The sequence below is a fragment of the Longimicrobiales bacterium genome (assembly GCA_028823235.1).
Lineage (GTDB): Bacteria > Gemmatimonadota > Gemmatimonadetes > Longimicrobiales > Gaopeijiaceae > UBA2589.
In genome coordinates this window covers 83015-94624 of the sequence record JAPKBW010000010.1, presented here as the reverse complement: position 1 = coordinate 94624, position 11610 = coordinate 83015, and the positions used below count along the sequence as shown (strand labels likewise).

The following is an 11610-nucleotide window of genomic DNA, read 5'->3' as shown; positions in this document are numbered from 1 at the left end:
ATGCATCATCACATTCCCTCCGAGGTCCCGGTCCGGTATCTCCCCCGCGACAAGACGATGACGATGGTCACCGCCGCGTTCTTCGTGGTGGGTCTCCTCGCGTTTGTCGTACGGCTGACACAGGATGCGCAGTCGGCTTGGGTCAGTTACATCACGAACTGGATGTTCTTCTCAAGCATCGCGATGGGAAGCGTCATGTTTGCGATCGCAACTTGGATCGTGAAGGCGAAGTGGAACTGGTCTGTGCGGCGTGTCAGTCAGGCGAGTGCGGCGTTCCTGCCCATCGCCTTCGTACTGATGCTGCCGATGCTCTTCCTCGGGGACAGTTACTTCCCGTGGATCGAGATGATGGCCACCGATGCCATCGTTCAAAAAAAGGCAGCTTACCTGAATATGCCGTTTCTGATCACACGAAATGTGGTCGGTCTCGCGGTCCTATTCGGTCTCGGCTGCTACTTCGTCTACCTTGCGGTCCGGCCGGATATGGGCCGGACAGCAGGTGCTGACGAAGATGACGCACGGCGGGCCTCCTGGCGTACCAAGCTCGCCCAGGGCTGGATGGGTCAGGAACAGGAAGAGGTCAACAGTTACCATCGCATGACAACGATGGGCCCCGCGATGGCGCTCATCTACGCCTTCGTCATGACGATCGTCGCGTACGACTGGGCAATGTCGCTGGAGCCGCACTGGTTCAGCACCATGTTTGGCCCTTGGTACTTCATGGGAGCGTTCTGGGGTGGCGTAGCTGTGACCGGTTTGTGGAGCATCTATCTGCGGACTAAGCACAAAGACATCTCAAACCTGATCGGGCTTCAGCAACGCCACGACATCGGCAAGTTGACATTCGCCTTCACCGTTTTCTGGGGATATCTCTTCTTCTCCCAGTACATTGTCATCTGGTACGGCAAGTTGCCCTGGGAGCAGGCGTGGATCATCCGTCGCTCCGGAATAACCTGGGGTACCTACTCGACCATCACGGTCCTGCTCTGCTTCGTTGTGCCGTTCATTGGGCTCATCGGTCGGAAGCCGAAGATGAAGCCGCCGATCTACGGGTTCTTCGCTTCGATCATCATGCTCGGCCTCTGGCTTGAGCGGTACGGTATGGTGGCGCCGAGCCTGCACCACGAAGGGGACCCCGTCTTCACCATTTGGCAGCCGCTCATCGGTTTGATGTTCTTGGGGCTCTATCTCGGATCCGTTCGCTGGTTCTTCTCGACGTTCCCGGTCCTGCAGCTGTGGCAGCCGATGGTCGATCCGGAACCGCTCGAGGCGGAATTGCCGGTGCCTGTGGCTGGTGACTAGGGAGTCGTTTCTCGGGTACTGGATCTGCTGCGCTGGTCACTAGGCGGCGCTTTCATATCTGGCGCGAAATCCAATGGACTGGCTAGCGTAAAGAAAGGAGTACTTCCGCGAGAAGGCTGGAGAGGCTGACCTTTTTGTGGTGCGGCAGGTTCCTAGGCCGCGAAGCCCTCTTTGAGTCGCGCGAGCCTCGCTTCTGAGCGGGACGTGTGGCGAAGGGAACGGGCTGGTGGGATGGCTGATCTGGTACTGATTCGACTATTGAGACGGATGGTCCGTATGAAGAAGCTCAACTCAAGAGCCGGAGGGCTTCTCTCCCTCGCCTTTGGCGCCGCTTTGGGCGCCTGCGATAACAGTTCGACCCAAGTGGTCGAGGAGCTGGAATTCGCGACGAGCCTGAACGTAGATCTCGCCCGGATGGAAATGCTCCCTTCGGGGGTCTACATCGAGGATCTCGAAATCGGCGCTGGCTTAGAGGTGCTTAGTAACTCAGAGTTGCTCGTGACCTACTCCGGCTATCTGGCCGACGGAAGCCAGTTCGGCACCGGCGAGTTCAGCTTTCTCATGGGGCAACGACAGGTCATCGCCGGCTTCGAGCAGGGGGTGCTGGGCATGTTGGAGAAAGGAACGCGGAAGGTCGTGATCCCGCCGGAGCTGGGCTACGGAGATCAGGTCCAGAGCGCGATACCCGCCGGATCGGTCCTCGTGTTCGATATCACGGTCGACTCGATTCCGCTTGATCCGACAGGCGGCGGCACCGCGCAGGGGAACTGACCATGGGTTCCTTTCGAGTGCCCAAGCTAGCCCGACGGATGTCGCTCGGCCTGGTCCTCACCGCCCTGGTCGCGTGTAGTGAAACACCGACTGAGGTAGTCGATGTCGTCTCGGAGACGGAGTTCGCGGCGAGCTTGGGTATCGACCTCACCACGATGCAGCGACGCAGCACGGGCGTGTACTTCAAAGACATCGTTGAAGGGAGCGGGGATGAGGCCGCTTTCGGCCTGGCGATTACCGTGTTGCTTACTGGCTGGCTCCCAGACGGGACTCAGTTCCAGATGGGAGAGATCACCTTTCTCATGGGCAACAACAGGGTGGTTTCAGGAATTGAAGACGGAATTCTGAACACTCGGGTTGGCGGTAAGCGACTGATGATTGTTCCGCCTAACCGTGCTTATGGCGGCCTGGGGCTATTTGACTTGCAGGGAAACCAGCTCGTTCCGCCGGATTCGGTGGTTGTCTATGAGGTGGTTGTGCTGGGAGTGACGTCTTAGGGGGCTGTGAACCGGTGAGGTGTTGGAGTTCTCGCCGATCCTACCCTTGGCCTGAGAGCCGTGGCACCTGCTGGCTCCGGTATGGCATCCATTGATCAGAGTGCGCTCAGTCGGCGGTGACTAAGCGTCTCCCCGACGGACGGTCCTTACTTCTCGGCGGCCTTCAGCTGCATGTCTCTTCGCTTTCGCCTCGTACATGTCGGCGTCTGCGGCCCGCAGTAGATCGTTTACGCTCGCCATCGTTCCCGGATCGAATTCAGCGCATCCAATCGATATGGAGATTCCAAACTTCACGAGAGTCTCATTCTCGCCGATACGCTTTTGGACGCGTTCCACGAAGTGTCGCACCCCCTCGATGTCTGTCTGGGAAAGCGCCGACACGAACTCATCGCCTCCATAGCGGGCCACGATATCCATCGCACGGTTTTCGGCAGAAAGCACTTGGCCGATGGCTACGAGAATTTCGTCTCCGGCGACATGGCCAAGGGTATCGTTGTAGCGTTTGAAGTTGTCGATATCGAAAATAGCGATCGACATGGGGCGACCGCGGCGGGCGGCGGCGACCTCATGATCCAGATGAATCTGGAGACACCGGCGGTTTGGTAGGGCGGTGAGCGGGTCTGTCAGGGACAGGGCGTGGAGGTTCGCATGCAAGCGAGCGTTCCCCAACGCAACGCAGGCCTGACTGGCAAGCCGCTGCAGCACGGCGACATCCTCGCGGGTGAACCGGTAGGCCTGCCGACTGCCCGCGGTGAGCACACCCTCGACTTGTCCGCCGAACACCAGCGGTACCCCGACGACGGATCCCCCTGTGAGGTGCTCAGCGACGTGATCCGGTAGGTCCTTAGAGTTGACTAGGTTGTCCAGCATCACGGGCTCGCTCTGATCGACGAGCCGGTCGAGTAGTTCGCCAGCGAGCTCCCACTCGAGCCCAATGGGAAGCGCGATCTCTCCGCCAGAGTCAGCAACGCTGAACATACCGACTTTGCGTGGATCCTTGAGCCAGACGGCTACTCCATCGACATCAAGAACATCGGAGACCGCAGAAATAACGAGGCCCACGACCTGATCCGGGTCCAGTTTTCCGGTCAGCGCACGCCCGATCTCCTCGAGCTGTTCAGCCTCTCTCCGCCGCCGGTCCAGATCAGCGAGCTGCTGCGAGTTATATATGGACACGGCGGCCACGCTCCCGATTCCTTCTAGGACCTTGAGCTCCGAATCAGAATAAGCCTCGTCCTCGTAGCTCTGAGCGCAGATCACACCAAGCACCCGCCCATTATGTATGAGCGGAGCGACGATCGCGGAAGTGGCCGGATCCGGTACGTCTTCATTCAGCGCTTGCAGAAATGCATCAGGTGTGACATCGCTGACGACTGAGGGTTTCTGACTTGTGATGACTCCTGAGTCGGACCCTCGAAACGGCACATCAACCTCTCGGCCATGACCGTGTTCGGCTCGATATACGACGCGTGCGAGGTCTCGACCTTGATCGTAGAGTGCGAGGTAGAAGCCTGGAGCGCTGACGACCTGAGATGCCTCTCGATAAATCGCCTCATGAAGCTCCTCGGGGCTGAGCTTCGCCCCGAGCCGTTGGCTGGCCTCAAGCAGGTTGCGGTAGCGATCCGCATCCTGAGTAACCGTGCTTTGGCGATCGGATTGAGACATGGCTAGGCGTCAATTTTCGTGTCGGGTCATGGCAACCCAAAATTGGCTACAGCGCACCCATAATGTGTGGCCCGTGGCCTACCCACAATGTGCCATTTGTCGCGGGAAGCGCTTCAAGGTGGAGCTATTCTGTTGGGCTGTCGTCTGAATCACCAACTGGCTCCCCGGCTGGCGCGGACCGACTCCTCGAAGGAGCCCCTGGTCCTGCGATCTCCTCGCGATCGAGGAAATTTCCGATCTCGTATCCGACGGCTTGAAACAGCTTCGCCTCGCGCAGGTCAGGATCCGCTCGTGATATCACGGTTCGGAGCGTGCGCATGACTGCTTCCGGCTTCCGGGATTTGTAGAATTCGATCCGGGTCAGCCCATCGGCGAGCGCATCAAAGGTTTGCTCCAGCTCTCCTTGAGTTGGAGGTCGTGTGGCACGACGGCCCTTTGGCATTTCCTCCCTGCCGCCATCGACCTCGACGAAGATTTCGTACGCCAGCACGAGCATCGCCTGCGCTAGGTTAAGGCTCGAGTACTCAGGGCTCGTGGGGATAATGGCCACTGAATGACAACGATCGAGTGCATCGTTCGTGAGCCCTCGGTCTTCCCGTCCGAAGAGGATCGCAACTTTCCCCTCTTGGGTGCGGTGACCGATCTCAACAGCCAGTTCTCGTGGTCGGGCGTACGTACGCCCAGCGGTCCTGCTTCGCGCGGTCGTGCCTACTACGTAGGAAACGTCGGAAAGGGCGTCGTCGAGGGTGTCGTGCATGGTGCACGCCTCGATCAAATCGAGAGTGCGGTGGGCAATGCCCTCGAGACGATACGCGTCGAACTCGTCAGGGTTCACAAGCCGCAGGTCGGTCATCCCGAAGTTCTTCATGACCCGAAGAACGCCGCCGATGTTCACCACGTTCTTTGGATGATCGAGAACGACCGCAATACGGGACAGTCTCTTGTCTACGGACATGGGAGGCTCGCTTTCACCCCGGGCCTGCTCATTCCGCAGCCGATCTCAGCCGCGGTCAGACCGCCCCGTCGTCGTCGTTGTCGTCGTCCGGTGCTCGCAACTGGCCCTTGAAGTTGCGAATACCGCTGCCCAGGCCCTTCGCTAGGGCAGGTATCTTCTTCGCCCCAAAAAGCATCGTGATGATGGCGAACACGAACAATGCCTCTGTAACGCCAAATGTGATGAGTCCGAGCCCTGTCGTGAGTCCGATCATCGCAGGAGTGCCTTGGCGATCGTCTGCTTCTGCATATTGGACGTGCCTTCATAAATGGTCCCGATCTTCGCGTCGCGGTATAACTTTTCGACCGGGTATTCTTTGGTAAAGCCGTATCCACCATGCAGGTCAATGCAGGTGGACGCCACCCTCTGGGCCGCTTCGGAGGCGAACAGCTTTGCCATGGCGGCCTGGGTCACGAACGGCTGGCCGGCATCCTTCAGTCTCGCGGCGTTGTAAACGAGGAGCCGTGCAGCTTCGATCTGGGTAGCCATTTCGGCGAGTTGGAATTGGACGCCTTGGAAGGATCCGATCGCCCGACCAAACTGCTCTCTTTCCCGAACATACCGGACGGTGTGGTCGAGAGCGCCCTGCGCGAGGCCCACCATCTGTGCACCGATGCCGATCCTCCCTTCGTTTAGCGTTTCAATTGCCGTCCTGTAGCCCATCCCGACCTCCCCGAGAACGTTGGCGCCGGGAACACGGACGTCTTCGAAGACGAGTTCAGTTGTCGACGAGGCTCGAATCCCGAGCTTGTCCTCCTTCTTCCCGATCGAGAAGCCCTCCGACTCGCGCTCAACGAGGAAGGCGGTGATCCCTTTGTAGCCTGCGCCCGGGTCCACGGTGGCAAAGACGATGTACAAGCCCGCCTCGTGGCCGTTTGTGATCCACAGCTTGTGACCGTTCAGGATCCAGTCGTCGCCATCGACGGTTGCTCGGCATGACAGAGCGAACGCATCGGAGCCACTTCCCGCCTCCGAAAGTGCGTATGCGCCGACTGTGTCCGACGCGAGGCGAGGGAGCAGGCGCTCTTTCTGCTCACTCGTAGCCCAACGCAGAAGTGCGTTGATGAAGAGTGTGTTCTGAACGTCCACAAGGACGGCCACGGAGGGGTCGACCCGTGATAGTTCCTCGACGATGAGAGCCGACGTAAAGAAGTCGGCGCCCGTGCCGCCGAGTGACTCGGGGATCTCGATTCCCATCAATCCCATTTCAAAAAGCTGGGTGATGAGTTCTGGATCCATCTGTGCGGTCTCGTCCATCCTCGCGACGTTGGGCGCGATCTCAGCCGTCGCGAAGTCACGCACGGCTTCCTGGAACATGCGCTCTCGCTCGGTGAGGTCGGTGAGCGGGGGCCGTGCTGAAGTAATTAGCGACATCGGACTGTTGGGGCTCGGGCCTGAAGTGGTTCGCTGGGGAATCTAATCCGGTTGAGCACCTGTTTGGAGGGAAGGCGCCGCGATGCCCCCGTTCTTTCGCCTGGGCGAACGCACGGAGCCTGGCGGAGAGCACCAGGGCCGCCCTTGAGTCATCGAGTTCCGGGACCGACACCAAGCCCGCGGTCTGTGGCGATGGCAGGGATGTATTCGATCGGCATGACCTCGAAGTACTGATTCCATATGCGGGTCGTCCATCGCGGGTCGGAAATCGTCAGCGGCCCGTGTGGCTGCGAGGCTGCCACTTTCGAGAGAGCCGGTGCCCTCAATGGCCGCCACCACCTCGTCAATGAGTGAGACAAGTGGAGCCATCACAGATCAGTTGACTGATCCTCACCGAAGCTCCTCGAGTGGTCTCACCGGCAGCGAGACGAACAACGTCCGAGGCAGCCAGGGCGAGTACGGAGGCGCCGGATACCGTGTCTGCACGGAGCGGAGCAATGAGTTCATCAAAACATGGCCTGGGTTTCAAGATTCAGACCAAGAACGCGGGTGCAGAGAAGGGGGAGTGCGAGCGAGGGTAGGAGTTCTTGACCTCGGCCCGATACCCCGTCATCCTCAGGCGCGATACACCTCTGCACGTTGCCCACGATCCGCACATTCGACACCCCGCCCGACGAACCCGCTGGAGACACCAATGTCTGATATCCCGAGCGATCTGCACTACACGGAAGAGCACGAATATTTGAAGCCGACCGACGAGGACGGTGTGTACGCCATCGGAGTGACGGATTACGCGCAGGGTGAATTGGGAGACGTGGTGTTCGTCGAACTCCCGGATGGTGGCACGAGCTTCAGCAAGATGGATGTCTTCGGCACGATCGAGGCCGTAAAGGCGGTCAGCGACCTTTTTTGCCCGCTGCAGGGCGAAGTCGTGGCTGTGAATGACGCACTCGACGATGATCCGTCGCTCGTGAATTCGGACCCGTATGGCGCGGGCTGGATGATAAAGCTCAAGCTGGCTGACCCAGGCGAAGTGGCTGGTCTGCTCAGTTCGGACGGATACGCGGAGCACATCGGCTAACCCGAGCTGGAATCCCCAAAACTGCACTGATTATGATGGATCGGGCCGCGTCCGCCTTAGGGTGGCCGTGGCCCTCTCACAAGAGATACGATGACACGGATTGATGCGGCACCGGACTTTGAAGCGCGACACTTGGGCCCGAACGCGAGTTCTCTCGACGCGATGCTCGGCACGATCGGGTACGACTCTGTGGACAAGCTGGTGGACGACGTGGTCCCCGCACGGATTCGGATGAAGGGCGCTCTTTCGATTCCTGAGGCCCTGACTGAAGCCGCGCTGTTGGCCCGCCTGAAGGACATCGCAGGGGGAAATCGTGTCTTCCGATCGTTGCTTGGGATGGGGTACAGCGACACGCACACGCCGGGCGTCATACTGCGCAACATCATGGAGAACCCCGGCTGGTATACGCAGTACACGCCGTACCAGGCGGAGATTGCTCAGGGTCGACTCGAGGCACTCCTGAACTATCAGACGATGGTGATGGATCTGACCGGTCTTCAGATCGCGAACGCGTCGCTTCTCGACGAGGCTACGGCCGCTGCGGAAGCCATGCACTTGGCTCACGGAGAGGCGAAGGGGGACGCGAACACGTTCTTTGTGTCGGAGCTTTGTCACCCCCAGACGATCGACGTGGTGAAGACGCGGGCATGGCCGCTCGGGATCGAGGTCCTTGTAGGGGATCACTTGAGCGTAGATCTCAGCGAGGATGTCTTTGGGGTTCTGCTCCAATACCCTGCGACTGACGGCCGGGTCTTGGACTACAGCCAGGTCGCGACCCGCGCGCACGAAGTGAATGCGACCGTTGTCGTCGCAACGGATCTCATGGCGCTGGCACTCCTCACTCCTCCGGGAGAGTGGGGCGCGGATGTTGTCGTTGGGAACTCACAGCGGTTCGGAGTGCCCATGGGTTTCGGTGGGCCGCACGCTGCTTTCATGTCCGCTCGCGAGTCGTTCAAACGGAAGTTGCCGGGCCGAATTATCGGGGTTTCACAGGATGCGGATGGCAAGCCCGCGCTCCGGATGGCTTTGCAGACCCGGGAACAGCACATCCGCCGCGAGAAGGCCACTTCCAACATCTGCACCGCCCAGGTGCTGCTAGCCATCATGGCCGGCGCATATGCGGTGTACCACGGACCGGATGGCGTCCGTCGTATTGCTGAGCGGATCCGTAATCTCACGGGTGTCCTTTCAGATGGACTGGGCTTGTTGGGGCATGAGCTGCTGACGGACGTTTTTTTCGACACGATCAGGGTGCGGCCAGACGGGGACGCCGGACACGTACTCGCGTTGGCGAACGAGCGTGGAATCAACCTTCGCGACTTCCGTGATGGCACGCTCGGCATCGCCCTGGACGAGGTGACACAGCCGGAGGATCTCGATGACCTGTTCATCGCGTTCAATGGTGGAGCGAAGCCGACCTTCTCTGCTCGCTCACTATCCGAAGATGGGGGTGCGCCCGGACTACCGGAGTGGGCTCGACGCACCTCGGGATACCTCGAGCATGAGGTCTTCAATCGCTACCATTCTGAGACCGAGATGCTTCGGTATCTGCACAAGCTCGAATCTCGTGATCTCTCTTTGAACACGAGCATGATCGCGCTTGGATCGTGCACGATGAAGTTGAATGCGACCAGCCAGATGGCTGGGGTGACCTGGCCCGAGATTGGGGGTCTTCATCCGTGTGCGCCCGCCGACCAGACTGAGGGCTACGCGACGATCTTTCGGGAGCTTGAGACTTGGCTCGCCGAGATCAGCGGATTCACCGCGACCTCGCTCCAGCCGAATTCGGGAGCTCAGGGGGAGTACGCGGGGCTGCTTGTCATCCGTGGTTACCATGAGGATCGCGGTGACACTCACCGCAACGTGTGTCTGATTCCTTCTTCCGCTCACGGCACGAATCCCGCTTCTGCGGTCATGGCTGGTATGAAAGTCGTCGTGGTAAAGAGCACGACTGAGGGCACGATCGACCTCGACGATCTTCAAGCGAAGGCGACCGAACACTCTGCTAATTTGGCCGCGTTCATGGTCACCTATCCGTCGACCCACGGTGTGTTCGAGGAAGGCATCAGTGATGCCTGTCGGATGGTGCACGAGAACGGTGGCATGGTCTACCTGGATGGAGCGAATCTGAACGCACAGGTTGGCCTCGCACGACCGGGCGACTACGGAGCTGACGTCTGCCACATCAACCTGCACAAGACCTTCGCCATTCCACACGGTGGCGGCGGTCCGGGCATGGGGCCGATCTGCTGTAACGAGAAGCTGGCTCCATTCCTTCCGAGTCATACCGTTCAGCAGACCGGTGGCTCCAAGGCGATCGGTGCGGTGTCGGGAGCCGCGTGGGGGAGCGCGAGCATTCTCGTCATCTCCTGGGCTTACATTGCGATGCTCGGCAGGACTGGAGTAAGGCGCGCTTCAGAGATCGCGATTCTCAATGCCAACTACATGGCGAAGCGACTCGAGCCGCATTTTGACATTCTTTATCGAGGTGAGCACGGCCTCGTCGCGCATGAGTTCATCGTTGACTTGCGTCCTCTCAAGCGGACGACAGGCATCACTGAGGAGGACGTGGCGAAGCGCCTCATCGACTACGGCTTTCATGCGCCGACAGTGTCATTCCCGGTGGCTGGCACGCTCATGATCGAGCCGACTGAATCAGAGCACATGCGTGAGCTTGACCGCTTTGTAGATGCCTTGATTTCGATACGCGTTGAGATCGAACAGGTCGAGATCGGCATTTCCGACACCGAAGACAATGCCCTGAAAAATGCGCCACACACCGCGGCGATGGTGACGGGAGATGAATGGGACCATGCGTATACGCGTAGCCATGCAGCCTGGCCCGCTCCCTGGACCAGGGACATGAAGTTCTGGCCGGTGGTCAGGCGAGTGGACAATGCGTACGGTGATCGGAACCTGATGTGCTCGTGTCCACCGATCGAGGCGTACTCGGACGAATAGCGGCACGATGACGGAAAACGCATGACTCCGAGCTGATGACGATGACCACGCTGCCCGGGTCAACCGGCGGAACCAGAGGCCCGACCCGCGCCGCGCTGTCGTGGCGGGTCCTGCACGATCCACCGAGGTCTGGCGCCTGGAACATGGCTATCGATCACGCGCTCGCTTCGAATCTCTGCGTTGATGAGGCTGTCCTTCGTTTGTACGACTGGGAGTCGCCCACTGTCTCCTTCGGCAGAAATGAGCCTGCGGCTGGCCGGTATTCGCTTGAGCGTGCCACCGAACTGGGCATCGATCTGGTGCGCAGGCCCACGGGCGGGCGAGCAGTCCTCCACGACGCGGAACTCACGTACTCGGTCGTCGCGCCGATGCGCCGGATCGGCGGTGCACGGGCGGGCTATATCGAAATCAATCGGGCGCTGGCCTCGGCGCTTCAGTCGCTCGGGGCGCCCGTCACGATGTCGGGTTCAGGTGGTATCGCTCCCCTCGCTTCCGGGCCCTGCTTCCAGTCTCCAGCTCAGGGCGAGGTGGTTTCCGAGGGCCGAAAGCTTGTGGGTAGCGCTCAGGCGAGGGTTGATGGAGCCCTGCTGCAGCACGGGTCGATTCTCCTCACGGAGGACCAGTCGAGGCTCGCCACGATTTGTGTCGGTGACGATTGGCCTGCAGCATCTGCCGAGGGCGGAAATCCCGTGACATTGGATGCGCTGGTGTCGGGCGTTGGATCCGACCAAGTGGCCGCAGCGGTAACACGTGAAATGGAAAGCGCATTCCGGGGTGCGTGGAGCGTCGGCGCGTACCGGTCTGACGAACTGGAAACGGCCGAGCATCTGGTTGCCTCCCGATACGGGACCGAAGCGTGGACTTGGCGACGCTGATCGTCTTTCAAGGTCCGTTCGGCTCTCTGAATCTGTGGATGTCTGTTGCCGCAATGCTCGAGAAGGTCCTGAAAGTTCACGGACTGGGGG

General features: G+C 60.0%; 10 protein-coding genes. 6 read left to right on the top strand and 4 right to left on the bottom strand.

All coding sequences use genetic code 11. The annotated features are described in order from the left end of the window. From OSA81_07770 to OSA81_07760, 3 genes are all read left to right on the top strand, one after another. Nucleotides 1–1302: a hypothetical protein gene (locus OSA81_07770; protein MDE0898898.1), complete on the top strand. Its 1302-nt coding sequence runs from the start codon at nucleotides 1–3 to the stop codon at nucleotides 1300–1302. Between the two features lie 276 nt (nucleotides 1303–1578). Beyond that, entirely contained in the window at nucleotides 1579–2073 is a 495-nt protein-coding gene (locus tag OSA81_07765) for an FKBP-type peptidyl-prolyl cis-trans isomerase (protein MDE0898897.1), read from the top strand. A 2-nt stretch (nucleotides 2074–2075) separates the two neighbouring features. Further along, the gene (locus OSA81_07760) at nucleotides 2076–2570 is read left to right on the top strand and encodes an FKBP-type peptidyl-prolyl cis-trans isomerase (protein MDE0898896.1); all 495 of its coding nucleotides are present in this window, start codon (nucleotides 2076–2078) and stop codon (nucleotides 2568–2570) included. Between the two features lie 120 nt (nucleotides 2571–2690). On the opposite strand, the gene OSA81_07755 is transcribed toward OSA81_07760, so the two are convergent. The 4 genes from OSA81_07755 to OSA81_07740 all read right to left on the bottom strand — a co-directional run bounded on the left by OSA81_07755 (nucleotide 2691) and on the right by OSA81_07740 (nucleotide 6603). Further along, nucleotides 2691–4235, bottom strand: a complete 1545-nt coding sequence (locus OSA81_07755) for a sensor domain-containing diguanylate cyclase (protein ID MDE0898895.1) — start codon at nucleotides 4233–4235, stop codon at nucleotides 2691–2693. Nucleotides 4236–4359: 124 nt separating this feature from the next. Continuing rightward, on the bottom strand, nucleotides 4360–5190 hold the full coding sequence (locus tag OSA81_07750) for an RNA methyltransferase (protein ID MDE0898894.1): 831 nt from the start codon (nucleotides 5188–5190) through the stop codon (nucleotides 4360–4362). 55 nt (nucleotides 5191–5245) lie between these two features. Next, complete coding sequence (locus OSA81_07745) at nucleotides 5246–5443, bottom strand: twin-arginine translocase TatA/TatE family subunit (protein ID MDE0898893.1); 198 nt, start codon at nucleotides 5441–5443, stop codon at nucleotides 5246–5248. Next, the gene (locus OSA81_07740) at nucleotides 5440–6603 is read right to left on the bottom strand and encodes an acyl-CoA dehydrogenase (GenBank protein ID MDE0898892.1); all 1164 of its coding nucleotides are present in this window, start codon (nucleotides 6601–6603) and stop codon (nucleotides 5440–5442) included. Before OSA81_07740 ends, OSA81_07745 begins: the two co-directional genes overlap by 4 nt. Before the next feature lie 694 nt (nucleotides 6604–7297). Here OSA81_07740 and gcvH point away from each other — a divergent pair. From gcvH to OSA81_07725, 3 genes are all read left to right on the top strand, one after another. Continuing rightward, complete coding sequence (gene gcvH, locus OSA81_07735) at nucleotides 7298–7684, top strand: glycine cleavage system protein GcvH (protein MDE0898891.1); 387 nt, start codon at nucleotides 7298–7300, stop codon at nucleotides 7682–7684. Between the two features lie 90 nt (nucleotides 7685–7774). Then, nucleotides 7775–10645: an aminomethyl-transferring glycine dehydrogenase gene (gene gcvP, locus OSA81_07730; protein ID MDE0898890.1), complete on the top strand. Its 2871-nt coding sequence runs from the start codon at nucleotides 7775–7777 to the stop codon at nucleotides 10643–10645. A gap of 35 nt (nucleotides 10646–10680) precedes the next feature. After that, nucleotides 10681–11520, top strand: a complete 840-nt coding sequence (locus tag OSA81_07725) for a biotin/lipoate A/B protein ligase family protein (protein ID MDE0898889.1) — start codon at nucleotides 10681–10683, stop codon at nucleotides 11518–11520. Nucleotides 11521–11610: the final 90 nt, after the last annotated feature.